The 23982-nt window shown below is 72.3% G+C and carries 21 protein-coding genes; 14 read left to right on the top strand and 7 right to left on the bottom strand.

From position 1 onward, the window contains the following. Window positions 1-81 precede the first annotated feature (81 nt). Both pfkB and IPK37_18820 read right to left on the bottom strand, forming a co-directional pair. Entirely contained in the window at window positions 82-1032 is a 951-nt protein-coding gene (gene pfkB / locus IPK37_18825) for a 1-phosphofructokinase (protein ID QQS00799.1), read from the bottom strand. Then, window positions 1029-1790, bottom strand: a complete 762-nt coding sequence (locus IPK37_18820; GenBank protein QQS00798.1) for a DeoR/GlpR transcriptional regulator — start codon at window positions 1788-1790, stop codon at window positions 1029-1031. The genes pfkB and IPK37_18820 overlap by 4 nt, the downstream gene beginning before the upstream one ends. 269 nt (window positions 1791-2059) lie before the next feature. Here IPK37_18820 and IPK37_18815 point away from each other — a divergent pair, with 269 nt between their 5' ends. The 3 genes from IPK37_18815 (at window position 2060) to IPK37_18805 (ending at window position 6695) form a co-directional block, all read left to right on the top strand. Continuing rightward, window positions 2060-4834, top strand: a complete 2775-nt coding sequence (locus tag IPK37_18815; protein QQS00797.1) for a GNAT family N-acetyltransferase — start codon at window positions 2060-2062, stop codon at window positions 4832-4834. A 17-nt stretch (window positions 4835-4851) separates the two neighbouring features. Beyond that, window positions 4852-5445 carry a phosphodiesterase gene (locus tag IPK37_18810; protein QQS00796.1) on the top strand — a complete coding sequence of 198 codons (594 nt, stop codon included), beginning with the start codon at window positions 4852-4854 and terminating at the stop codon, window positions 5443-5445. A gap of 167 nt (window positions 5446-5612) precedes the next feature. Then, entirely contained in the window at window positions 5613-6695 is a 1083-nt protein-coding gene (locus IPK37_18805) for an alkaline phosphatase family protein (protein ID QQS03013.1), read from the top strand. A gap of 119 nt (window positions 6696-6814) precedes the next feature. Here the strand turns inward: IPK37_18805 and IPK37_18800 are convergent, their stop codons facing one another. Then, window positions 6815-8989, bottom strand: coding sequence for a DUF3071 domain-containing protein (locus IPK37_18800; protein ID QQS00795.1), 2175 nt, complete (start codon window positions 8987-8989; stop codon window positions 6815-6817). A 238-nt stretch (window positions 8990-9227) separates the two neighbouring features. On the opposite strand from IPK37_18800, the gene IPK37_18795 reads away from it, so the two are divergent. The 7 genes from IPK37_18795 to IPK37_18765 all read left to right on the top strand — a co-directional run bounded on the left by IPK37_18795 (window position 9228) and on the right by IPK37_18765 (window position 14375). Beyond that, a complete protein-coding gene (locus IPK37_18795) occupies window positions 9228-10391 on the top strand; it encodes a ferrochelatase (protein ID QQS00794.1) in 1164 nt (387 codons plus the stop codon). Continuing rightward, complete coding sequence (locus IPK37_18790; GenBank protein QQS00793.1) at window positions 10388-11314, top strand: inositol monophosphatase; 927 nt, start codon at window positions 10388-10390, stop codon at window positions 11312-11314. Before IPK37_18795 ends, IPK37_18790 begins: the two co-directional genes overlap by 4 nt. Before the next feature lie 234 nt (window positions 11315-11548). After that, on the top strand, window positions 11549-11851 hold the full coding sequence (locus IPK37_18785; protein QQS00792.1) for a DUF4193 domain-containing protein: 303 nt from the start codon (window positions 11549-11551) through the stop codon (window positions 11849-11851). A gap of 11 nt (window positions 11852-11862) precedes the next feature. After that, window positions 11863-12351, top strand: a complete 489-nt coding sequence (dut, locus tag IPK37_18780) for a dUTP diphosphatase (GenBank protein QQS03012.1) — start codon at window positions 11863-11865, stop codon at window positions 12349-12351. A 126-nt stretch (window positions 12352-12477) separates the two neighbouring features. Next, a complete protein-coding gene (locus IPK37_18775; protein ID QQS00791.1) occupies window positions 12478-13296 on the top strand; it encodes a DUF3710 domain-containing protein in 819 nt (272 codons plus the stop codon). A gap of 13 nt (window positions 13297-13309) precedes the next feature. Next, the gene (locus tag IPK37_18770; protein QQS00790.1) at window positions 13310-13684 is read left to right on the top strand and encodes an OB-fold nucleic acid binding domain-containing protein; all 375 of its coding nucleotides are present in this window, start codon (window positions 13310-13312) and stop codon (window positions 13682-13684) included. Further along, window positions 13674-14375 (top strand): DUF3159 domain-containing protein, encoded by a 702-nt coding sequence (locus IPK37_18765; GenBank protein QQS00789.1) that lies wholly within the window; start codon window positions 13674-13676, stop codon window positions 14373-14375. Before IPK37_18770 ends, IPK37_18765 begins: the two co-directional genes overlap by 11 nt. An 18-nt stretch (window positions 14376-14393) precedes the next feature. Here the strand turns inward: IPK37_18765 and IPK37_18760 are convergent, their stop codons facing one another. After that, complete coding sequence (locus tag IPK37_18760) at window positions 14394-15074, bottom strand: TrkA family potassium uptake protein (GenBank protein ID QQS00788.1); 681 nt, start codon at window positions 15072-15074, stop codon at window positions 14394-14396. A gap of 33 nt (window positions 15075-15107) precedes the next feature. Further along, complete coding sequence (locus IPK37_18755; protein QQS00787.1) at window positions 15108-15770, bottom strand: TrkA family potassium uptake protein; 663 nt, start codon at window positions 15768-15770, stop codon at window positions 15108-15110. Window positions 15771-15881: 111 nt separating this feature from the next. Between IPK37_18755 and IPK37_18750 the strand changes: the two genes are divergently transcribed. Beyond that, window positions 15882-17897 carry an APC family permease gene (locus tag IPK37_18750; GenBank protein QQS00786.1) on the top strand — a complete coding sequence of 672 codons (2016 nt, stop codon included), beginning with the start codon at window positions 15882-15884 and terminating at the stop codon, window positions 17895-17897. 17 nt (window positions 17898-17914) lie between these two features. After that, window positions 17915-19129 carry a class I SAM-dependent RNA methyltransferase gene (locus IPK37_18745; protein QQS03011.1) on the top strand — a complete coding sequence of 405 codons (1215 nt, stop codon included), beginning with the start codon at window positions 17915-17917 and terminating at the stop codon, window positions 19127-19129. Between the two features lie 53 nt (window positions 19130-19182). Here IPK37_18745 and IPK37_18740 read toward each other — a convergent pair whose 3' ends face one another. Both IPK37_18740 and IPK37_18735 read right to left on the bottom strand, forming a co-directional pair. Continuing rightward, on the bottom strand, window positions 19183-19608 hold the full coding sequence (locus IPK37_18740) for a PIN domain nuclease (GenBank protein QQS00785.1): 426 nt from the start codon (window positions 19606-19608) through the stop codon (window positions 19183-19185). Next, window positions 19605-19895, bottom strand: a complete 291-nt coding sequence (locus IPK37_18735) for a type II toxin-antitoxin system VapB family antitoxin (GenBank protein ID QQS03010.1) — start codon at window positions 19893-19895, stop codon at window positions 19605-19607. The genes IPK37_18740 and IPK37_18735 overlap by 4 nt, the downstream gene beginning before the upstream one ends. Window positions 19896-20102: 207 nt before the next feature. Here IPK37_18735 and IPK37_18730 point away from each other — a divergent pair, with 207 nt between their 5' ends. After that, complete coding sequence (locus IPK37_18730) at window positions 20103-22886, top strand: aconitate hydratase (protein ID QQS00784.1); 2784 nt, start codon at window positions 20103-20105, stop codon at window positions 22884-22886. A gap of 322 nt (window positions 22887-23208) precedes the next feature. Beyond that, entirely contained in the window at window positions 23209-23982 is a 774-nt protein-coding gene (locus IPK37_18725) for an alpha/beta hydrolase (protein ID QQS00783.1), read from the top strand.

Raw genomic sequence — 23982 nt, 5'->3', positions numbered from 1 at the left:
TCCTTCGAGGGTCGAGACGGGGTGGGTATCCACCGGCGGCGTGGGGTCCTCCGCCGCGGCGGAGGGGCGCCGGCCGGGTCGTCAGTCGGTCAGGGGGGTTGCCAGGTCGGGCGTCGTGGTGACGGTGGGGGAGACGGCGGCCACCTGTGCGGGCGAGGGCACCTCGCTGCCGGGCAGCGCCACGGCGGCGGCGCCGAACGCCACGGCCGTCGCGAGCGCCTCGGCGGGGGTGTCGCCCCGCTCGCTGGCCAGGAGATAGCCGGCCAGGGTGCAGTCGCCGGCACCGACGGTCGACAGCGGCCGGGTCACGGCCGCGCTTGCCAGCGCAAGCGTGTCACTGGTGACCAGGACGGCGCCATCCCGGCCGAGCGAGACCAGCACCTCCGCAATGCCGCCGGCGATTAGGTCGCGGGCGGCATCCACGACGGCGCCCAGGGTGTTCAGGTCGCGCCCGACCAACTCGCCGAGTTCGACGCGGTTGGGCTTGATCAGGTCGGGCCCCGCGGGGATCGCCTGCGTGAGGGGGGCGCCCGAGCTGTCGATGGCCACGCGGCCGCCGCGGTCGTGGACGCGGCGCACCAGGTCGCCGTACACGCCGTCGGCCATGCCCGGCGGGAGGCTCCCGCACCCGACGACCCAGGCTACGGACGGGTCGTAACTGTCGGCCACGGCGGCCAGGATGGCCTCGATCTCGGCCTCGTCCAGGACCGGACCCAGCTCGTTGACCTTGGTGGTGGTCCCGTCCGGCTCGACGATCGCCACGTTGGCGCGGATGGCGCCGCGGATCGGGACGGTCCGCACGGGCGTTCCCGCCTCGGCGAGCAGCTCCAGCATCATGCGGCCGTGGCCGCCGCCGACCGGCAGGATCGCCGTGGTCGCGGCGCCGTTGAGGGCCAGCGCGCGGGAGACGTTGATGCCCTTGCCGCCCGGGTCCATCCGGGTGTCGGTGGCGCGTTGGACGGCGCCGCGGGTCAGGGTCGCCACCGTGATGGTGCGGTCGACGCTGGGGTTCGGGGTGAGTGTGACGATCATGCGAGGACCACCTCCGGGCCGGCGGCCCTGATCTCGTCGAGGACGTCGGCGTCGGTGCCGGCGTCGGTAATGAGCACGTCCACCTCGGCCAAGCTCCCGAACTTGGCGAAGTGGGCCGCGCCGATCTTGCTGGAGTCGGCCAGCACCACGACCTGCGCCGCGGCGGCGATCATCGCCCGCTTGATCGCGGCCTCGGCCTGGTCCGGGGTCGTGAGCCCCGCGTCGAGGGAGACGCCGTTGGTGCCGATGAAGGCGACGTCGATGTGCACGTCGCGCAGCGGCTCCAGCCCCCAGGTGCCGATGGTCGCCTGGGTGCGGCTGCGCACGCGACCGCCGAGGACGTAGAGCGAGATGTCCGGTCGGCGCGCGATGACCGCGGCGATGGGCAACGAGTTGGTGAGCACGTTGAGTTCGCGCTCCTGGGGCAACCCCTCGGCGACGCCGATGGTCGTGGTGCCGGCGTCGATGAGCAGGCTGCCGGACTCGGGGACGAACGTCAGGGCCGCCTCGGCGATCCGGCGCTTGTCCGCAGCCCGATGCCCGGTCCGGACATCCAGCGTCGGCTCGAAACCCAACCGCTCGACCGCGACCGCGCCCCCGTGCACGCGGCGGACGAGCCCCCGGCGCTCCAGGACCGTGAGGTCCCGGCGGACGGTCTCCGGTGTGACGTCCATCTCCTCGGCCAGGGCGGCGACCTCGATGCGGGTGTTCGTGCGCGCCCGCTCGACGATCAGGTGATGCCGCTCGTGTTGGTGCATCGTTGCTCCTGCCGGTGGAAACTGCCTCCGCGCGACCCACACTATCGGACACAAACAGGCACATGCAAGAGCCTGTTTGAGTCTGTTTTGCGTGGTCATTCGTCCCCGTAGGGATGCGCGGGCCGGTACCCTGGATCCTGTCGAGCACCCGGCGTACGACCTGCGGTGTTTTCCGGTTCCACCGGCTCGTACGCCGTGTGCCGGAAGTCACCGCGACCCCCTCGTCAGGTCGTTGACCATGCCCGCCGGGCGCAGTGAGGATGAACGACATGACGGACTCCGACCAGGCCGTGACGTTGGCTGATCCCGACGTCGAGACCGTGCCGGGAGCAGCGCCGCGCAACGGCGATGGCGAACCCGACGTCGACGCCGTCGTCGTCCCCGGCAACTATCCGGCCCGGTGGGAGGCCGACGTCGTGCTGCGCGACGGGTCGCTGGCGCACGTGCGGCCGATCATTCCCGCCGACGCCCGCGAGCTGCAGCGCTTTCACCAGGCACAGTCCGAAGAGTCCATCTACCTGCGCTTCTTCGCGCCGATCAAGGAACTCTCCGACCGCGACCTCTACCGGTTCACCCACGTCGACTACGACTCCCGGGCGGCGCTCGTCGTCACCGTGCGCGGCGCGGTCATCGGCATCGGCCGCTACGACCGGCTGCAGGACGGGCACACGGCGGAGGTGGCCTTCAACATCTCCGACGCCTACCAGGGCAAGGGCGTCGGCTCGGTGCTCCTGGAGCACCTCGCCGCGGTCGCCCAGGAGCACGGCGTCACGCGATTCGTGGCGGATGTCCTGCCACAGAACCGCAAGATGATGAAGGTCTTCACCGACGCCGGCTACGAGGTCAGCCACCACTTCGACGACGGCGTCATCGCCGTCGAGTTCACCATCGAGCAGACCGCGCGCTCCGCGGCCGTCAGCCTGGCCCGCGAGCACCGCGCCGAGGCCGAGAGCATGGAGGACGTGCTGCGGCCCGAGGTCGTGGCGATCGTGGGGGTCAGCCGCCGCCCCGACGCCATGGGAAGCCTGGTGCTCGACAACGTCCTCGACAGCGGCTTCACCGGTCGGGTGCACATCGTCAACACCGAGGTCCAGGAGGTCCGCGGGCTCCGGGCGTATCCCCGCGTCAGCGACATCGCGGGCCCCGTCGACCTGGCCGTCATCGCCGTGCGCGGCGACGCGGTGCTCGACGTCGTGCGCGACTGCGCCTCCTGCGGCGTCAAGGCCGTGTGCGTGATCTCGTCCGGGTTCGCGGAGTCGGGCCCGGCGGGGGAGCAGCGGCAGGCCGAACTCCTGCAGATCGCCCGGTCGGCGGGGATGCGCGTGATCGGCCCGCTGTCCTTCGGGTTCGTCAACAACGCGCCGGATGTCCTGCTCAACGCCACGATCGGCCGGGTACCGCCCTCCGTCGGCAATCTCGGCCTGTTCTCCCAGTCCGGTGCCGTCGGCATGGAGATGACCGCATCGGCCGCGCGCCGACGCCTCGGCCTGTCGACGTTCATCGCCGCCGGCAACCGGGTGGACATCTCCTGCAACGACATGCTCCAGTACTGGATCGACGACGACAGCACCGAGGTCGTCGGGGTCTACCTGGAGTCGATGGGCAATCCGCGCAAGTTCAGCCGGATCGCTCGGCAGCTGTCGCTGATCAAACCCATCATCGGGGTCCAATCCGTCACGCCCCGATCCGTGGCTCCCGGGCACCGCGTCCGGGCCGCCCAGGTCACCCCTGCCGCCTTCGACGCCCTCCTGGACCAGGCCGGGGTCATCCGCGTCGATTCGGTGCACCGGCTCATGGACGTCGCCGAACTGGCCGCGCACCAGCCGCTGCCCGCGGGCAACCGGGTGGGCATCGTGGGCAACTCCGAGGGCCTCAACAAGCTGGTCGTGGAGGCGGCGATCAAGCACGGGCTGCGGGTGGAACACGAGCCCGTGTTCGTGCCGCTGCTCAGCGAGGTGCGGGCCGTGCAGCGCGCGGTCGAGGAGGTCTTCGCGGCGGACGACGTCGACAGCGTCGTGGTGGCGCTCACCCCGCCGATGCGGGCCTCCGACGAGATGATCGCCACCACCCTGGCGCATGCGGCGTGGCGTCGGGAAAAGCCGTGCGTCGCCTCGTTCGTCGGGATGCGCGACGTCTCCCTAGCCCTCCGGCGCGCCGGCGAGCCGGGTCGAAGCGCCGGGGACCACGGCCGCCGGATCATCCCGCTCTACAAGACCCCGCTGAACGGCGTGGCCGCGCTGGCCGCCATGACCCGCTACGCCCAGTGGAAGGCCGCCGACCACGGCGAGATGGTGCGGCCCGCGGGACTGGACCGAGCGGCGGCCCGGGCCCTCGTCGAGGGTGTCCTCGAATCCGCCCCCGAGGGACGGCAGCTCACGCAGGAGGAGGCGATCTCGCTCCTGGGGGCCTACGGCATCGAGCCCTGGCCGGCCATCCCCGCCCCCGACGCCGACGCGGCCGTGGCCGCGGCCGAGTCGCTCGGCTACCCCGTGGTCGTCCGCGCGTTCGCGGACGGGGTGCGCGACCTGCCCGGAATGGTCGGCGTCCGCACCGACATCCATTCGGCCGCGGGCGTCCGGGACGCCCACGAGAGCCTGTCCGCCCGGCTGTCCTCGTGGAAGGATCCGCAGCTGGCCGTCCAGCGGATGGCCACCCCGGGCGTCGCGACGGTGTTGCGCTCGCATGAGGACCCGCTGTTCGGCCCCGTCGTGAGTTTCGGGGTCACCGGGCCGCCCTCGGACGTGTTGGGCGACACGACCCACCGGATCCCCCCGCTGTCCGACGTGGACGCGCGCGACCTGATCCTGTCGCTGCGGGCGGCTCCGCTGCTGCAGGGCTACCGAGGCCAGCCCCCGGCCGACCTGGAGGCGCTGCAGGACCTCGTCCTGCGGGTCGCCGCGCTGGCCGACGACACGCCCGAGCTGGACACCCTCGAACTGATCCCGATCAACGCCTGGCCCGGCGGGGCCGACGTGCTCGGGGCCCGGGTCGTGGTGGCCCCGGCGCCGCAACGCCAGGACGCCGGGCGCAGGGCCCTGACCTGATACGTCAAAATGGGCACATGAACCACCCAGGACGCCCCGCCGGCGAGATGGCCCTGCCCGCCGATCTGCATCGCGGCATCGAAGACGCCGGCTACTACCCGGCGTTCGTCTGTGACGTCGTGGCGACGGCGATCGCCGGGGACCGGGTGAGCGGGCACCTCGTGCACCAGGAGACCACGTTCGACCACGACACGGTCCGCCGGCACGTCACGGTCCTCGTGCTCACCCCCTCGCGGCTCGTCGTGGCCCATGCGGACGACCACGCCGACGAGGACGGGCCCGTCGCCACCGTCACCGCCACGACCGAGTCGGTGCCGCTGAGCGGGGTGCGCGGGGTCATGCTCACGCACGTCGTGGCCGACCCGGGGCAGTACCGCCGCGGTGCGCTCGGCCACGAGGTGACCGTGACGATCGGGTGGGGCTCGGTGAGCCGCGTCGACCTGCTGCCCGCCACCTGCGGCGACCCCAATTGCGACGCCGACCACGGCTACGAGGGGACCCTCACCGCCGACGACATCAGCCTGCGCATCAGCTCCGTGGCCGACGGCGAGGCCAAGCTGCGCGAGGCGATGGTGTTCGCCCACGCCCTCCAGGCCGCGACGGCGCGCTGAGCGCTGCCGTGACCGGTACCGAGGCCGCTGACCAGCGTCGGGAGCAACGGCACGACCGTACGCCGGGCTCGGGCGGGCCGGGGCGCCCGGCGTACGGTCCTGGTGGCCTGGCCGGCGTCCTGCCCGCCGTCGCCGCCTCGCTCGGCGTACCGGCGCCCCTCTCGAGGATGTCCGCCCCGGCGCCAACCGACGTCGGCGCCCTGGAACTGCCGCCGGCGCGGGGTGCCTTGGTGGTGCTGGTTGATGGACTGGGCTACGAACTGCTCGTCCGCCGCGGCGGACACGCGCCGTACCTGCGGTCGCTGCTGGGCGAGGCCCGCCGCCTCGACGCGGGCTTCCCGTCGACCACCGCGACGAGCATGGGCACCTTTGGCACCGGGCTCCCGCCAGGCGCGCACGGGCTGGTCGGCTACGACGTCCTGGTGCCGGAGGAGGACCGGGTCTTCAACGAGCTCAGCTGGCGTGACGGTCCCGTGCCGGAGGATTGGCAGCCCAGCGCCACCGTCTTCGAGCGGCTCGTCGCCGCGGGGGTGCCGGCGACGATGATCGGGCCGGGCTACTTCGACGCCTCCGGACTGACGCGCTCGGCCCTGCGCGGCGCGCGGTTCCGGGCGGCCGACAAGCCCGACGAGCGCGTCCCGGCGGCCCTCGCGGCCCTGCGGGAGAACCCCCGCCAGCTGGTGTACCTCTACTGGGGCGAGGTCGACCGCACCGGACACGAGCGGGGGTGCGCCTCGCTGGAATGGGGCCTCGCGCTGGAGGAGGCGGACGCGGCGCTGCGCCAGCTCGCCGGCTCCCTCCCGGCCGGCGTCGCGCTGCACATCACCGCCGATCACGGGATGGTCGACGTCCCGTTCGCGTCCCGGATCGACCTGTCCGCGGAACCCGAGTTGGACCACGGCGTGCGGCACCTGGGCGGCGAACCGCGGGCGCCGATGCTGTACGTCGAGCCCGGCGCGGTCCTCGACGTCGCTGCGGCCTGGCGCGCTCGGTTGGGGCCGGACGCCTACGTGCGGACCCGGGAGCAGGTCCTCGACGAGGGCTGGTTCGGCCCGGTGACCGACCGGGTCTCCGCCCGCATCGGCGACATCGTGATCGCCTGCCTCGGCCAGGTGGCCGTCGTCGATCCCCGCCGGCACGGGCGGACGCTGCTGTCGCTGCTCGGTGTGCACGGCTCGGTGACGCCCGAGGAGATGACCGTGCCGCTGCTCAGCGTGGCGCCGCGGGAGGGTACCCGCAGGCGCCGCTAGGCCCACGGCAGGCTCGGCGAGGACGAGCGGGCGAAGCCCCGCGGCTGTGGGATTCGACGGCTGCGCGGCTGGCGGTCGGCGAGACGGAGAGTCGGCCCGCTGTGGGGTCGAACCGCGCGCTACTCGCGCCGACTGCCGAACATGATGTCGTCCCAGCTCGGCACGCTGGCCCGGCCCTTCGGCCGGCCCTTGCGGTTGCCCGGCGGGGGCCCCGGCTTGGGAATGGCGGGCTTGGCCGCGGTCTCCCGGGGCGCGGTGTCGGCCGCCGGCGCTGCGCTGGGCTCGTCCTCGGTCGTGCGGGACTCCTGCTCAGCAGCGTCGTCGTCCTCCGCAGCGGCCGGCTCCGGCTTCGCCTCCGCCGCGTTGTCGTCCAAGGGGAGCTGGGGTTCGTTGACGGTGTCCGATGCCACGGACGGCCGGGCGCCCCCCACCACGGGGCGAGACTGCTCGTCGGGGTCCTCGCCGGCGGCGTCTTCGCTGACGGCGTCGTCACTGGCAGTGGGGCCCTCCGCCGCTCCAGCAGCGATCCGCGCGTCCTCCTCCTGGTCCGCCTCGTCCAGCTCAGTGACGTCCTCGGACTCGGTGACGACCTGGGGCTGGGTGACGTCCACCGGCTCGTCGGCGGACAGGGCGGCGTCATCCGTCGCCTCAGAATCGTCAGACAGGTCGCCCGGCCGCGTCGTCGCCGCGGCGTCGTCGGGGCCGTCGGCGTCGTCGAGGGCGTCATGGGCTTTGACGGCGGCGTCGTCGGGGGCGACGGTGGCGGCCACCGCATCTTCGGCCACGACCGCAGCCACGACCGCCGTACCGGCGACCGCGCCCTCGCCGACCGCCTCATCCGCGCCACCATCGGCCGCGCCCTCGGCCCCGGGATCGTTCTCGAGCGCACCGGGGAAGGCCGCCGGCCGGCGGCGCTTGGTCCGGGCCGGCATCGCCGGCTCGGGCTCGGCCTTGCCCGCGGGACGGTTGCGCGGGGGAGCGACCTTGGTGGTACGCCGGGTGCGGTTCGGCTTGGGCCGTTGGGCCGCCACGGCCGCCGGGGGTTCCGGGCGCCCGTCGGGGCCGTCGGGCTGGGGGTCGCTGTGGGCGCCCGGGGGCGGCTCCATGGTCTCCGGGTCGTAGCCGAGGTCCGCGAGCGGCAGCGCGGCATCCCCGGTCACTCCGGCCGCGGGCGGCAGCGCGGCGGGTGACGCGGGCGCGCCCGGTGTCGCCTCGACGCGATGAGCGCGGCGGACGACCCCGCCTCGGCGGCGCCCGGCACTGGAACGCTGCCGGACCGAGTCCATCAGGTCGAATCGGTCTTCGTGCGCTTCAACCTCGAACGGGGCGGCGTGGCCCTGACGGTCGTCGTCGCCGCGGCTGGCGTCGTCCAGATCCGCGTCCGGATGCGCCCCTTCCGGCTCGGCCGGCATCGCGGGGGACCCGACGCGGCGTCGGGCGACCGCCGGAGCGGACTGGCCAGCGCGGCCGGCCTGGCTCACGCGGGCCGCCTGGCTCGACGAGGTGGCCTGGCCAGCGGGGCTGGGGGAGGTCGGCTGGTGGGCCCTCTCCGGACGCGCCGCGATGTCGCCACCGCCTGCCGGCTGGGGGGCGCGGGGCGGAGCCACCGCAGGCGCCGCCTCGTGCGCCCCACCGGAGCCTCGGTCCTCGCGGGAATGCTCCGCTCGGCCATCGTCCGCTCGGCCATGCTCGGGCCGGCCGTGCCGCCGCGGAATGGGGGACTCCGGCTCGTCCTCGGCGGCCAGCCACAGCGCCTCGTCGTCCAGGGCATGGACGGTGCCGCTCTGGCGCAGGTAGGACCACGTCGCCTCGCGGGCCCGGCCACCGGCGGAGAAGCGCGCGACCACGGTCCACTGACCGTCTTCGGTGCGCCAGGCGTCCCACGTCAACGACTGGGCCGCCACGCCGCGCGCGTGCAGCCGGTCCAGCACCCGCTCGGCGAGGGTGGCGCCCGCCTCGCCGTACCGTCCGCGCAGTCTCGTCTGCGCCGCCTGCGCGGCGATGTGACCGCGTTCGGCGAGGATGGGACCGTCGAAACGGTGCACCTTGTCGAGGGACCAGCCCGCCCGCTCCGCCGCTTCTTCCGAGCTCGCGCCGGCGCGGATCATCGCCTGGACCTCGCGGGGGCCGTGCGCGGTCGAGGCCTGGCCGCTCTCCGGTGCGGGCTTCGACTCGTGCCGCGCCGCACGGCGCAGGGCGTCGTCCAGCCGCAGCCGGAACTCGCTTCCGGTGCCGTCGCCGAGGAGGAGATGCTCGCCGTCCTCATGGACTCCGATGAGGTGCAGGTCCTGCATGGGTGGCCTCTCAGCAAGGGTGGGATCGCGCGCCCTCGACTTTGCCACGCCCGGTCGCGTCGTGGTAACGGGCGCGCCGGTCGGGCGTCCGCCCCTCGGGCGCCGCGTGATCGACGGTCATCTCGACAGGGCAGCGTCGAGAGAACTCGAGAGCACAGGCTACCTGCCACGCTGCCCGCGCGGGTTGGGGTCCCAGCCCGGTAGCGTGAGGAAGGCAGCGAATCGGACGAGGAGAGGCATGGGCAGCAGCGCTCCGCGAGATGCTCTCGCGCCGTACGACGCCGTGCTCGTGCACAGCTTCGGCGGCCCGGAGGCGCCGGATCAGGTGGTGCCGTTCCTGGAACGGGTGACGGGCGGCCGCGGCATCCCGGCGGAGCGCCTGCACGAGGTCGCGGGACACTACCTCGACCGCGGCGGACGCAGCCCGATCAACGACGAGACCCGATCGCTGGTGCGGGCGCTGTCGCAGGAGCTCACCCGGCGCGACCTGATGCGGCCGGTGCTCTGGGGCAGCCGGTTCGCCGAGCCCTTCACGGCCCGGGCCTTGGCGAAGGTCGAGGAGCTGGGGTACCGGCGCGTGGTCGTGGTGCCGACCAGCGCCTACCCGTCCTATTCGGGGTGCCGCGCCTATCGGGAGGACCTCGCCGCGGCCCGGACGGTAGCGGGTATCGACGCCGGCTCTGGCGCCGGGACGGGCTCCGAAGCCGAACTGGTCATCGACCGGATCCGGCCCTATGCCCTGCATCCCGGCTTCTCGGCCACCAATGCGCGCTTGGCCACCGAGGGCCTTCGGCGGCTGCTGGCGACCACTGGGCTGCCGGCCTCCGACGTACGCCTGCTGTTCGTCACCCACTCGATCCCGATCGACCTGAACGCGTCCTCGGGACCCCCGCCCGGCGGGCACTACCTGCGGTGGCATGAGCGGCTGGCCACGGCCATCGCCGACGAGGCGACGGCGACCCTCGGCGTCCGCATCGCGCACGGCCTGGCCTACTGCTCCCGCTCCGGTCCCCCCACGCAGCCCTGGCTGGAGCCCGACATCAGCGACGCCATCGAGGAACTCGCAGAGCAGGGCTACCGCGGCGTCGTCGTGGCGCCGATCGGGTTCACCGCTGATCACATGGAGGTCGTCTACGACCTCGACGAGGTGGCGGCGGCCACGGCGCGGCGCTGCGGCGTCGCGTTCGTGCGGACCCCGACGGTCCGCCAGGACGCCGAATTCGTGTCCGGCCTCGTCGACCTGCTCCTGGAACGGGCCGCGGAGGCGCGCGGCGAGGAACCGCGCCGCCCGAGCTGGCCCAAAGTCGGGGAGCTGCTGCCCGCGGTGTGCCAGCCGGGCTGTTGCCCCAATCCGCGCGGCCCGCGACCCGCGGTCGCCGGTCGGGACGACGACACCCGATGACGGCGGTCCCCGATCTCGACGCCGGTCGCCCTGACGTTCCGGACGACCTGCGGGCCCAGCTCCCCGGGTTGCGCGACCTCGCCGTCGACCTGGCCCTCGGCGCGGGCGAACTCGTGCGGACCGGCCGGCGGGCGGCGCTCGCCGACCAGGTGGGGACCAAATCCACGGCGACCGACGTCGTCACGGTGATGGACCGGGCCAGCGAGGCCTACTTGCGGCGGCGGCTCGCCGCGGAGCGGCCGGATGACGCGGTCCTCGGCGAGGAGGAGGGGATCGCGCGGGCCCGCGGCACGAGCGCGACCCCGAGTCCGGTGACGTGGGTGGTGGACCCGATCGACGGCACCGTCAACTACCTCTACGGTCGCCCGGAATACGCCGTCTCGGTCGCGGCGGTCGTGGGGGACCCCACGCGACCGGGGGCATGGCGCCCCGTGGCCGGCGCCGTCGCGAACCCCGAGACGGGTGAGATCCATCACGCGTACGCCGGGGGCGGTGCCCACCTGCGCGATCGGTCCGGCGAGCCGGACCGGGCCCTGGCCTGCACCGCCGTCGACACGGTGTCGATGACCCTGCTGGCCACAGGATTCGGCTACGCCGCGGACGTCCGACGCGAGCAGGCGCTCGCCCTGCTGGAGATCCTGCCGGCCGTGCGCGACATCCGGCGCGGCGGCAGCGCGGCGCTCGATCTGTGCACGGTCGCCTCGGGCGTCGTCGACGCGTACGCCGAGCGTGGCGTGCACGCCTGGGACGTGGCCGTCGGCTGGCTCGTGGCGGCCGAGGCGGGCGCCCAGGTGCGCACCTGGTCGAGCGGGTCGGACCGGCCGTGGGGCGTACTCGCCGCCCCGTCCTCGGTCGCGCCCCAGCTGACCGAGCTGGTGCAGGGCGCGTATCTGCGGGCCCGCGCAGCGACCTCTCCCGAATGAACAGTCGTTCGCCCCAACTGAGCTGGGGATGTGTGTCAAACGTCCGCATGGCGACACGGGACGGACGTCACCACCCCCCGAGTGTGAATCCCGGGCGGTAATAGGGCACAATCCCGCTGGACCGGGCACAGAATGGACCGCCGGCGCGTTGGACTCGGGGAGATCCGCCCAGGGGAGCGCCGGGACGTGTTGCGGCGCCATGGTTCCGCACCAGGCCGATAGGGAGAGCATTCGATGGCGACCGATTACGACGCACCGCGCAAGACCGACGACGACGACCTCGGCGAGGACTCGCTGGAGGAGCTCAAGGCGCGGCGCGGTGACAAGGCGTCGAGCAGCGTCGACGTCGACGAGACCGAGCAGGCCGAGGGGTTCGAGCTGCCGGGGGCCGACCTGTCGGGCGAGGAGCTGTCCGTCCGGGTGATCCCCAAGCAGGCGGACGAGTTCACCTGTTCCCGCTGCTTCCTGGTGCACCACCGCAGCCAGCTCGCCAAGGAGGTCGGCGGCCAGCCGGTCTGCTCCGAGTGCGCGAGCTGAGGAAGCGCGCGCTGCCCGGTGCGCGGCGGCGCCGTACCAGCGAACCTGACGAGGTCCGCGTCGAGGTGATCCGCCTCGCCGCGGACCTTCCGTTGCCCGCGTACGCGCGGGACGGTGACGCGGGCCTGGACCTGTACGCCGCAGCGGATGCCGTGCTCGCCCCGGGTGAGCGCACGCTGCTTCCCACCGGCCTGGCCGTCGCGATCCCGCGCGGCTACGTGGGGCTGGTGCATCCGCGCTCGGGCTTGGCCACCCGGCTTGGGCTGGGCATGGTCAACGCCCCGGGCACCATCGACTCGGGATATCGGGGCGAGATCATGGTCAACCTCGTCAACCACGACCCCCGCGACCCGATCGCCCTGCACCGGGGCGACCGCATCGCCCAGCTCGTCGTCCAAAAGGTGGCGCACGCGCGCCTGGTCGAGGTGGCGAAGCTGCCTGCCAGCGAGCGCGGCGCGAGCGGGCATGGCGCCAGCGGCGTTGCGGGACGGGCACACTAGGACGTGACCCGGGTGGCACAAGGCCCGGTCGATCGACGCGAAACGGCCCGCGCTGCGGGCCGGCGAGGGGTCCGCAGGGCGGGCCGACGGCGAGGCGGTCCGCGCGGCGGGCCTGGAGGAGACGAGATGGCACTGTTCCGCCGCAAGCGGCGCGCGGGCGAGGACACCGTGGGGCGACGGGTCGTCGTGACCGACGACCTGGGGCTGGAGGAGGAGTACGACGGCGAGGACTACGACGCTCCCGCCGCCGACCCGCTGCCCGGCGCCGACCCGGTCGGCGCCGTCGCCGAGGAGCCGACGGTGGACCGCGAGGAGACCGGGCCGTTCGACCGCTCGGAGGTCGACGGGGAACTGGGCGATCGGATCGACCTGGGCAGCGTGTGGCTCGGCCTCGTCGCCGGGGCGCAACTGCGGATCGAGATCGACCCGCAGACCTCCGACGTCCAGGCGGTGACGACGGAGCTGGACGGCAGCGCGATGCAGGTGCAGGCCTTCGCGGCCCCGCGCACGAGCGGGATCTGGCGGCTGATCCGCGGGGAGATCGCGGACTCGGTGACCGCCCGGGGCGGCGAGGCCGACGAGCAGGACGGCCCGCTCGGACGGGAGCTGGTGACGCGGCTGCCCTCGCGGGGCCCGGACGGCCGGCTCGTCTACCAGCAGATGCGCTTCATCGGGGTCGACGGCCCGCGGTGGTTCCTGCGTGGGGTGCTCACCGGTCCGGCCGCCGCGGAGGCGCCGCCGGCCGAGCCGTTCTACGACATGATCCGGCGCTCCGTGGTGGTGCGTGGCGACGACGCCCGACCGCCCCGCGAGATGCTGCCGCTGCGCCTGCCCAAGGACTTGGTCGATTCGAGCATGGAGGGGGAGCCGGAGGCGACGGAGCCGCCCACCGTCGATGACTTCAAGCCGTTCGAGCGCGGCCCCGAGATCACCGAGATTCGCTGAGGAGCGTGCTGCCATGGCCGGCTTCCTGGCCCGCCTGACCCACCGGGTCGCCAACGCGGCCCAAGAGGCCGACGCGGCGGCGCTGACCGAACACGCCGTCTCCGTGGGCGCCACCCGGATCCGCGACGTGGTGGACCGGGGTCTGGCCGACGTGAGCGGTGAGCTGCGCACCCTGACCTTGCCGCCGCGCGGGAAGGTGCCCGCGCTGATCGCCGAGTTGTACGACGGGACCGGCACCATCACGCTCGTCTGGCTGGGCCGGCGCGAGATCCGCGGCGTCCAGACCGGGACGCGGATGAAGGTGCGGGGTCGGGTCACCTACCGCAAGGGCACGCCGACGATCTTCAACCCCCAGTACGAACTCATGCCGCGCACGCATGGCGCCTGAGCCCGGCGCCACCGTCGAGGCGATGCTGCGGCAGCGCCTGGAGCAGGTCATCGGCGGTTGGCGCGGGGCGATCGAGGCCGCGCTGCCCACGGTCGCGCTCGTCGCGGTCTGGACCTGGCGCGAGAACCTGCGGGCCGCGCTCGTCGCAGCCGGCGTGACCATCGTGCTGGCGGCCCTGCTTCGGCTGGCCCAGCGACAGACGCTGCAGTACGCCCTGTCCTCGGTCCTCGTCACCGCGATCGCCGCCGTTTTCGCCCTGCGCTCGGGCAAGGCCGAGGACGCCTTCCTGCCCGGAATCCTGTGGAATGCGGCGCTGGGCGTGGGCTTCCTCGCCTCCGTCGTCGCGCGCTGGCCGGTCGTGGGGTTCGTGGTGGCCGCGGCCGACCCCCGGCTGGCGGAGGACCCCGAGAACGTGGAGCTCTCGCTGCTCACCCAGTGGCGGATGCACGCGGGCACGGTGCGCGTCGCCGCTCGGCTGACGCTGGTGCTGGCGGGGCTGTTCCTGGCCCGCGTGGCGATCATGCTGCCGATGTACCTGGCGGGTGAGGTCGCCCTGCTCGGCATCGCCAAGCTCGTTCTCGGCTGGCCGGCGTACGTCGCGGTGATCGCCGCGATCGCCGCCATCCTGGCCCGGGGGCACACGCCCCTCGATGACCCCGTCGACCCCGTCGGTCCCGCCGCGCAGGCCTGAGCCGGGTCGCTCGCCCCGCTACTCGACGACGGGCTGGGCCGCGTTGGGGTTGAGCAGATACTCCAGCTCCTGCTCCGCCTCGGGTGAGGTGACCAGCAGCAGCTCGTCGCCCACCTCGAGGAGGTCGTCGCGGCTGGGTGCGATGGCCCGCTGCTCCCGAACGATGCAGGTCAGCACCGTGTCGTGCGGCCAGGGTACGTCGCCCACGAGGCGGCCGGCCCAGGGCGAGTCGCCCGGCAGGGTCAGCTCCACGAGAGTCGCGCCGCTCTGCTGGAACTCGAAGATCCGCACCAGGTTGCCGATGCTGACGGCCTCCTCGACGAGCGCGGTCATGAGCCGCGGCGTCGATACCGCCACGTCCACGCCCCAGCCCTCGTCGAACAGCCACTCGTTCTTCGGGTTGTTCACGCGCGCCACGGTGCGGGGGACCCCGAACTCCGTCTTGGCCAGCAGCGACACCACGAGGTTGGCCTTGTCGTCCCCGGTCGCCGCGACGACGACGTCGCAGTTCTCCAGGCCGGCCTCGTGGAGCGCGGAGATCTCGCAGGCATCCGCCAGCAGCCACGACGCGTCCGAGACCCGGCTGGGCTGGACCTCCGCCGCGTTGTGGTCGACCAGCAGCACCTCGTGCCCGTTGTTGATGAGCTCCCGGGCGATGGAGCGGCCGACGCTGCCGGCCCCGGCGATGACGACGCGCATCCGCTTCGTTCCTCTCTGGCCTGTGCTGGCTGGTCAGTCGGTCGGGGGGACCCGGTCCATGAGGCGTTCCACCTCGTCGAGACGGCTGGCCTCGCAGAGCACGTTGAGGATGTCGCCGTCCTGCAGGACCGTGTCGGTCCGGGGGATCACGCCCTCACCGAGCCGGCCCAGGTAGGCGACGCGGACGCCGGTCACCTGCTCGATCCGGGCGGTGGTCTGGCCGATCCAGGCCGGGTCGCTGTGCACCTCGGCCACGACGACCTTGCCGCTCGGGTCCGTGTACTGCGGGACCGCGCCGTGCGGCATGAGCCGCCGGATCATCCGGTCGGCGGTCCAGCGCACCGTCGCGACGGTGGGGATGCCCAGGCGCTGGTAGATCTCGGCCCGGCCCGGGTCGTAGATGCGGGCGACGACGTTCTGTACGCCGTACGTCTCGCGGGCCACCCGTGCGGCGAGGATGTTCGAGTTGTCGCCGCTGCTCACCGCAGCGAAGGCGTAGGCATTCTCGATGCCGGCCTGCACGAGGGTGTCGCGGTCGAAGCCGATGCCGGTCACCCGGCGCCCCTCGAAGTCCGGGCCGAGCCGGCGGAAGGAGGCCGCCTCCCGGTCGATGATGGCGACATCCTGGCCCTGCTTCTCCAGCGCCAGCGCCAACGCGGAACCCACGCGTCCGCAGCCCATGATGACGAAGTGCACGGCCTTGACGGTACACCGCCAACCTCGCCGGTCCCAGGTAACAAGCACCGCCACCAGGCAGGGGCGTCGCCCCAGGTAGGTATCGGGCTCCGGCGGTCCTACAGTGAACCCGTGTCGAACGCCAGCCGCACCCTCAAGCGGGTACTCCTCGGCCGCGCGATGCGCAGCGACAAACTGGGCGAGACGCTTCTGCCGAAGCGGATCGCGTTGCCGGTGTTCGCCAGCGACGCGTTGTCCTCTGTGGCCTACGCGCCGGACGAGATCTTCCTCACGCTCGCGATCGCCGGAGGGGCCTTCGCGACCACCCATTCATGGCAGATCGGCCTCGCGGTCGTGTTCGTCATGGTCGTGGTCGTCATGTCCTACCGCCAGAACGTGCACGCCTACCCCTCCGGCGGCGGCGACTACGAGGTGGCCACCGTCAACCTCGGCCCGCGCTACGGGGTCATCGTGGCGAGCGCGCTGCTCGTCGACTACGTCCTCACGGTCGCCGTGTCGATCTCGTCGGGCGTGCAGAACGCCGCGGCGGCCCTGCCGCAGGTCAGAGGCCATGAGATGCCCGTGGCGGTCCTTCTCGTCGTGTTGCTCACCGCCATGAACCTGCGGGGTGTGCGTGAATCCGGGACGCTCTTCGCCATCCCGACGTACGCGTTCATGTTCGGCGTGATCGGGATGGCGGCCTACGGCTGGTTCCGGGCCGCCACCGGAACCCTCCCGATGGCGGAGTCGGCCCAGTTCGAACTCGTGCCCGAACACGGCATGGACGGCATCGCGGGGTTTGCGATGTTCTTCCTGCTGCTGCGGGCCTTCTCCTCCGGCTGTGCCGCCCTCACGGGCGTCGAGGCGATCAGCAACGGCGTCCCGGCGTTCAAGAAGCCCAAGAGCAAGAACGCCGCGACGACACTCCTGCTCATGGGCACCATCGCCGTGACCATGCTCATGTCGATCATTTTTCTGGCCAACAAGATCCAGCTGAAGTTCGCGGAGTTCCCGGCGGAGCAGCTGCTGCGCGACGGCCAGCCGGTGGGCGAGGACTACGTCCAGGAGACGGTCCTCGGCCAGCTCGCCCACACGGTGTTCGACACCTTCCCGCTGGGCCTCTACTTCATCGCCGGCGTCACCGGCATCATCCTCATCCTGGCCGCGAACACCGCCTTCAACGGCTTCCCGGTGCTCGCCTCGGTCCTCGCCAAGGACGGCTTCCTGCCGCGCCAGCTGCACACCCGCGGCGACCGCCTCGCGTTCAGCAACGGCATCCTCATCCTCGCCGGCGCGGCCTGCGTGCTCATCATCGTGTACGACGCGAAGGTCACCGAGCTGATCCAGCTCTACATCGTCGGGGTGTTCGTCTCCTTCACGCTGAGCCAGATCGGCATGCTGCGGCACTGGAACCGGCTCCTGCCCACGGCGCTGCCGGCCGAGCGGCCGCAGATGCTGCGCAGCCGCGTCATCAACTTCGTCGGGGCCACCATGTCCGGGCTGGTGCTGCTCATCGTCCTGGTGACCAAGTTCCAGCGCGGCGCGAAGTGGGCCATCCTCGCGATGGTCGTCATCTACTTCCTCATGCAGGCGATCAACAAGCACTACCGCTCGGTCAGCCGCGAGCTGACGCTGGGCGACGACCCCCGCGAGGAGCGGGCGCTGCCCAGCCGGGTGCACGCGATCGTGCTGGTCAGCAAGATCCACAAGCCGACCATGCGGGCCCTCGCCTACGCCCGTGCCTCCCGGCCGAGTCACCTGGAGGCCATCACCGTCGACGTGGAGCCGGAGGCGACGCACGACCTGGTGCGCGAGTGGGACCGCCGGGACATCCCCGTGCACCTGACCGTGCTGGACAGCCCCTACCGCGAGATCACCCGCCCGATCATCGACTACGTCAAGCGGGTCCGGCAGAAGTACCCGCAGGACGTCGTCACGGTCTACGTCCCCGAATACGTCGTCGGGCGCTGGTGGGAACAGGTGCTGCACAACCAGTCGGCGCTGCGCCTGAAGGCCGCCCTGCTGTTCACGCCGGGCGTCATGATGGTGAGCGTGCCCTGGCAGCTGCGCAGCTCCGCCGACCGCGAGGCGTGGTTCGAGGCGCTGGAGGCGGGGTCGGCCCCGGGTGCCGTCCGGAGGGGCGAGTGAGCGAGTCACGCCGGTCGATGGTCGGCACGGAGTACGTCGTCGACGTCGGTCCCGTGGCGCACGGCGGGCAGTGGGTCGCCCGGCATGAAGGGCTGGTGCTCTTCGTGCGGCACACGCTGCCCGGCGAGCGCGTGCGCGTCCGGGTGACGAGCGGCCGGGAGCGGGACCGGTTCCTCCTGGCGGAGGCCATCGAGGTGCTCGACGCCTCGCCGCATCGGGTGAGCGCGCCGTGCCGCTACGCCGGTCCGGCAGGCTGCGGGGGCTGCGACTTCCAGCACGCCGACGTCGCCTACCAGCGCGAGCTCAAGGCGTACGTCGTGCGCGAGCAGCTCGCTCGCCTCGCCGGCCTCGACCGCGAGGTCGTGGTTCAGCCGTTGCCGGGCTCGCCCGACGGGCTGCGCTGGCGGACCCGGACCGACCTGGCCGTCGATCGTCGGGGGCGGCTGGGCTTCCATCCTCATCGCAGCCGGGCGGTCCTCGCGATCGACGAGTGCCTGATCGCCACGGAGGAGATCGCGGCGAGGGGCGTCTTCGAGCGCACCTTCCCCCGAGCGAAGGCGGTCCACGTCGTCGCCTCCTCGACGGGGGAGCGCGCCGTGGTCCCCGCCCCCCAGGGGCTGCGCAAGACGCCCACGATCCACGAGCAGGTGCGCATCGGCGGCGAGGACGTCGTCTTCCGCCTCAACGCCCTGGGCTTCTGGCAGGTGCACCCCGCCGCGGCGGAGACCCTCACCGCGACGGTCCTGGCGGGCCTCGCGCCGCGCGCCGGGGAGCGGTGCCTGGACCTGTACGCCGGCGCCGGCCTGTTCGCTCGCGCGCTGGCGGACGCCGTGGGCCCGGGCGGCGAGGTGTTGGCCGTCGAGGCGGAGGCCCGGGCGGCCCTGGCCGCTGCCGATCACTTCGCCGACGACGGCCACGTGAGTGTCGTGCACGGGCGCGTGGACCACGCGCTGGTCGAGCTGGCGGAGCAGGGGGTGGGCTTCGACGTCGCCGTCCTCGACCCGCCCCGCACCGGGGCGGGTCGAGACGTGCTGGCCGGCATCGTGGGGCTCGGCCCGCGCGCGGTGGCCTACGTGGCCTGCGATCCTGCAGCGCTGGCCCGGGACCTGGCGTATGCGGCCGAGCTGGGCTATGAGCTGGCCGAGCTCACGGCGTACGACGCCTTTCCGATGACCCACCACGTGGAGTGCGTCGCGATCCTGCGCCCGGCGGCCGACGCAACGTCCAGCTAGCGCGCGGTCAGGACGAGCCTCGTCCTCCTGCTGGCCCACCTTCGGTCTGCGGCTCAGCCGCGCGGGCCGGGGCCGCCCACGACGCCAGCCACCGGTTGGCCTGTCACCTTGGCGATGGTGCGAAAGTCGCGATCGTCGGCGAGGACGACCAGTCCCGCGCGCTCGGCGGTCGCGGCGATGAGCAGGTCCACCGCCCCCGCCGAACGGTGGGTGCCGTGCTGGGTAAGGAGTTGTTGGACCTCCTCCGCTCGCTGGTACGCCGCGTCGGCCATCGGCACCCACGGAAACACCTCGTGGAGCAGGCGAACCTTGTCGAGTCGATCCGCCAGCGTGCGGGCGGAGTAGCAGAAGTCCAACTCGACCAGCGGGCACACCGCAATCAGCCCGGCGGCGAGGTGGTCGCCCCACGCGAGGCGCTGCTCCCGCTGAAGGATGCGGAACAACCCGGAGGTGTCGATCAGGTAGCGCGCGTGGGTCACGGGTGCTTGCGGTAGGCCGTCGCGTCCCCGACGAACTCATCGAAATCCCCACGATCGGCCATCGCGCCGAGCCCGTCGAGGGCCCGCAGCCGTCGCAGGCGGGCGCTGACTTCGCGCAGAGCGCCGTTCACGGTGTCCTTCTTGGTCCGGGTCCCCAGCACCTCGGCGGCCGCGGCGAGGGCATCGTCATCGATCTCGATCGACGTCTTCGTCGTGCTCACGGTGCCACCGCCCCCAGATATCCATAGGTGATATCCAAGTATCGGGGAGGCCGTGCCATCGGCCATCCCGCTGCCCCGGCACCCGCACCGCAGCTCATCGCGGCCGCGGTGGTGCACCTGCGCGCCCCTGCCGCGGGCGGAATCGGAAAGCCCGCCCCGCGCACGGATACCGGTCACCGAGCAACTGCGGCAGGATCGAACTCGACGCTGGTGTGCCGCGCCCTCGATGTGGTTAGATATCTTGACGTCGAGATAACTCGTGAAGGAGCCGATGTGAGCCAGGACAGCTTCAAGGCCAAGGGAACGCTGCAAGTCGGGTCGGCCAGCTATGAGATCTTCCGGCTGAACGCGGTGGAGGGCAGCGAGACTCTGCCGTACAGCCTCAAGGTCCTGCTGGAGAACCTGCTGCGCACGGAGGACGGCGCGAACATCACCGCGGATCACATCCGCGCGCTCGGCGGCTGGGACGAGAACGCCGAGCCGGACACCGAGATCCAGTTCACCCCGGCGCGCGTGGTCATGCAGGACTTCACGGGCGTGCCGTGCGTCGTCGACCTCGCCACCATGCGCGAGGCCGTCGCCGACCTTGGCGGCGACCCCAGCAAGATCAACCCGCTGGCGCCCGCGGAGCTCGTCATCGACCACTCGGTCCAGATCGACGTCGCCGGCACGCCGCAGGCGTTCAAGATCAACCAGGACTACGAGTACGAGCGCAACGGCGAGCGCTACCAGTTCCTGCGCTGGGGCCAGATGGCCTTCGACGACTTCAAGGTCGTCCCCCCGGGCACCGGCATCGTCCACCAGGTCAACATCGAGCACCTCGCCCGGGTCATCATGACCCGCGACGGGCAGGCCTACCCCGACACCTGCGTGGGCACCGACTCCCACACGACCATGGTTAACGGTCTCGGCGTGCTCGGCTGGGGCGTCGGCGGCATCGAGGCCGAGGCCGCCATGCTGGGCCAGCCGGTCTCCATGCTCATCCCGCGGGTGGTCGGGTTCAAGCTGACCGGTACGCCGGGTGCCGGCGTGACCGCGACCGATGTCGTGTTGACCATCGTCGAGATGCTGCGCAAGCACGGCGTGGTGGGCAAGTTCGTGGAGTACTACGGCGAGGGCCTCGCCCACGTGCCGCTCGCCAACCGCGCCACGATCGCGAACATGGCCCCGGAGTACGGCTCGACCTGCGGCATCTTCGCCATCGACGACCTCACGCTCGACTACCTGCGCCTGACCGGCCGCAGCGAGGAGCAGGTCGCCCTCGTCGAGGCGTACGCCAAGGAGCAGGGCATGTGGGCCGACCCGAGCAAGGAGGCCCGGTTCTCCGAGAAGCTCGAGCTCGACCTGTCGACCGTGGTGCCGTCGATCTCCGGCCCGAAGCGTCCCCAGGACCGCATCGAGCTGTCCGAGGCCAAGACCTCGTTCCGCGAGGTGCTCCCGTCGTACGCCAAGGACGGCGGGACGACGACGGTGACCGGCGACGACGCGGGCAGCTTCCCGGCCTCCGACCCGGCCGCTCCCGAGAGCGACACCGAGTCCGGCGGCGCGGCGCCCGAGGTGACCGGCGACGGCGCGGGGCGGCCCAGCCACCGGGTGTCCGTCACCACCGGGAAGGGCACCTTCGACCTGGACCACGGCCACGTGGCGATCGCCTCGATCACCTCGTGCACGAACACGTCCAACCCCTCGGTGATGCTCGCCGCCGGCATGCTGGCGCGCAACGCCGCAGCCAAGGGCCTGACCGCCAAGCCCTGGGTCAAGACCTCGATGGCGCCGGGCAGCCAGGTCGTCACGGGCTACTACGAGAAGGCCGGGCTCTGGTCCTCGCTGGACGCGCTGGGCTTCAACCTGGTCGGCTACGGCTGCGCGACCTGCATCGGCAACTCCGGCCCGCTGGACGACGCGATCAGCAAGGCCATCAACGACAACGACCTCGCGGTCACGGCGGTCCTGTCGGGCAACCGCAACTTCGAGGGCCGCATCAGCCCGGACGTCAAGATGAACTACCTGGCCTCGCCGCCGATGGTCATCGCTTACGCCCTGGCCGGGACGATGGACTTCGACTTCGAGACCGAGTCGCTGGGCAAGGACGCCGGCGGCAACGACGTCTTCCTCGCCGACATCTGGCCCTCGCCGGCGGACGTCGACGCGGAGATCGCCCGGTCCATCACCCGTGAGCTGTTCGTCGAGGACTACAAGGACGTCTTCGCCGGGGATGCGCGTTGGCAGGGCCTGAACACCCCGGAGGGCAAGACCTTCGATTGGGACGCCGACTCGACGTACGTGCGCAAGCCCACCTACTTCGAGGGCATGACCATGGAGCTGACGCCGGTGGAGGACATCCACGGCGCCCGCGTCCTGGCCAAGCTGGGTGACTCGGTGACCACCGACCACATCAGCCCGGCGGGTTCGATCAAGGCGGACAGCCCGGCCGGGAAGTACCTGGCCGAGCACGGGGTCGAGCGCAAGGACTTCAACAGCTACGGCAGCCGCCGCGGCAACCACGAGGTCATGGTGCGCGGCACGTTCGCCAACATCCGGCTGCGCAACCAGCTGCTGGACGGCGTCGAGGGCGGCTTCACCCGCAACTTCCTCGCCGGTGGCGAGCAGACCACGATTTACGACGCGTCCGAGGCCTACCAGGCCGCGGGGGTGCCGCTGGTGATCCTGGGCGGCAAGGAGTACGGCTCGGGCAGCTCGCGCGACTGGGCCGCCAAGGGCACCCGACTGCTGGGCGTCAAGGCGGTCATCGCGGAGAGCTACGAACGGATCCACCGGTCCAACCTCATCGGGATGGGCGTCCTGCCGCTGCAGTTCCCGGAGGGGCAGAGCGCCGAGAGCCTCGGGCTGGACGGCACGGAGACGTTCGACATCACGGGCGTGACGGAGCTCAACGAGGGCCGCACGCCCCGCACCCTGGCGGTCGTGGCCCGCAAGGAGGACGGCAGCACGGTGGAGTTCGACGCGCCGCTGCGGATCGACACCCCCGGGGAGCGGGACTACTACCGCAACGACGGGATCCTGCAGTATGTGCTGCGCGGTCTCGTCGCGAGCTGACGATCGAGCGAGCGCAGCGAGCTTGAGGAAGCGAGCCAAAGCACTCGCGAGCTGACGATCGAGCGAGCGCAGCGAGCTTGAGGAAGCGAGCCAAAGCACTCGCGAGCTGACGATCGAGCGAGCGCAGCGAGCTTGAGGAAGCGAGCCAAAGCACTCGCGAGCTGACGAAGACGCGAACGCCGAGGGCCGTTCCCGCCAGGTGCGGGGGCGGCCCTCGCGTTCTCGGTAGGTCCAGTGGTTTACCGACCGGGTGGTCAGTCGCTAGCCTGGCGGCAGCGCCGACGGGCGAGCAACGTCCGCCGGATTGTCGCGAGGGAGCGCCATGGAGCACCGTACGGTCGGCACCGGTCCACACCACGTCATCGCCCTGCACGGCTGGTTCGGTTCGGCGGCGGGGTGGGGGTCGTTCCCGCAGTACGTCGACACCGCGGCCTTCACGTACCACTTCATGGACTACCGCGGGTACGGCGAGCGCCGCGAGGAACCCGGCGACTACACCATGGCCGAGATCTCCGCGGACGCGCGTCGCCTGGCCGACGAGGCAGGTCTGGAGCACTACAGCCTCATCGGGCACTCGATGGGTGGCGCCGCGGCGCTGCGCACCCTCGCGGACGATGCGGGCCGGGTGCTCGCCGTGGTCGGCATCAGCCCGGTCTGCGCGATGCCCACGCCGTTCGACGAGGACGGCCGGGCGCTGTTCTGGGGCGCGCCGACCGATCCCGCCAAGCGCGCGGCGATCATCGACTTCACCACCGGCAACCGCAACACGGCCGTGTGGGTCGGTCAGGTCGCGGCCCATTCGCTGCAGAACTCCACCGTCGAGGCCTTCGCGGGGTACCTGGAGGCCTGGGCCCACGCCGACTTCGCCGACGAGCTGGCCGGCGTCGACGTACCGGTCCTCGTCGTTCCCGGGCGGCACGATCCGGCGCTCGGTGAGGCCACGGCCCGGCAGACCTGGTTGAAGCTGTTCCCGCACGCGATGCTGGAGGTCGTCGACAATGCCGGGCACTACCCGATGGACGAGGCCCCGGTGAACCTCGTGACCGTCGTCGAGGGCTTCCTGGGCGGGCTCGCGGCCGGTTCGAGCCAGAAGTGA

The organism is Austwickia sp., from assembly GCA_016699675.1.
Lineage (GTDB): Bacteria > Actinomycetota > Actinomycetes > Actinomycetales > Dermatophilaceae > Austwickia.
This window is presented reverse-complemented; position numbering and strand designations above follow the sequence as displayed.

Coding starts and splice junctions, on each gene's coding strand:
- pfkB (QQS00799.1), bottom strand. CDS start 1,032: ATGATCGTCACACTCACCCCGAACCCCAGCGTCGACCGCACCATCACG.
- IPK37_18820 (QQS00798.1), bottom strand. CDS start 1,790: ATGCACCAACACGAGCGGCATCACCTGATCGTCGAGCGGGCGCGCACG.
- IPK37_18815 (QQS00797.1), top strand. CDS start 2,060: ATGACGGACTCCGACCAGGCCGTGACGTTGGCTGATCCCGACGTCGAG.
- IPK37_18810 (QQS00796.1), top strand. CDS start 4,852: ATGAACCACCCAGGACGCCCCGCCGGCGAGATGGCCCTGCCCGCCGAT.
- IPK37_18805 (QQS03013.1), top strand. CDS start 5,613: ATGTCCGCCCCGGCGCCAACCGACGTCGGCGCCCTGGAACTGCCGCCG.
- IPK37_18800 (QQS00795.1), bottom strand. CDS start 8,989: ATGCAGGACCTGCACCTCATCGGAGTCCATGAGGACGGCGAGCATCTC.
- IPK37_18795 (QQS00794.1), top strand. CDS start 9,228: ATGGGCAGCAGCGCTCCGCGAGATGCTCTCGCGCCGTACGACGCCGTG.
- IPK37_18790 (QQS00793.1), top strand. CDS start 10,388: ATGACGGCGGTCCCCGATCTCGACGCCGGTCGCCCTGACGTTCCGGAC.
- IPK37_18785 (QQS00792.1), top strand. CDS start 11,549: ATGGCGACCGATTACGACGCACCGCGCAAGACCGACGACGACGACCTC.
- IPK37_18775 (QQS00791.1), top strand. CDS start 12,478: ATGGCACTGTTCCGCCGCAAGCGGCGCGCGGGCGAGGACACCGTGGGG.
- IPK37_18770 (QQS00790.1), top strand. CDS start 13,310: ATGGCCGGCTTCCTGGCCCGCCTGACCCACCGGGTCGCCAACGCGGCC.
- IPK37_18765 (QQS00789.1), top strand. CDS start 13,674: ATGGCGCCTGAGCCCGGCGCCACCGTCGAGGCGATGCTGCGGCAGCGC.
- IPK37_18760 (QQS00788.1), bottom strand. CDS start 15,074: ATGCGCGTCGTCATCGCCGGGGCCGGCAGCGTCGGCCGCTCCATCGCC.
- IPK37_18745 (QQS03011.1), top strand. CDS start 17,915: ATGGTCGGCACGGAGTACGTCGTCGACGTCGGTCCCGTGGCGCACGGC.
- IPK37_18735 (QQS03010.1), bottom strand. CDS start 19,895: ATGGCCGATGGCACGGCCTCCCCGATACTTGGATATCACCTATGGATA.
- IPK37_18725 (QQS00783.1), top strand. CDS start 23,209: ATGGAGCACCGTACGGTCGGCACCGGTCCACACCACGTCATCGCCCTG.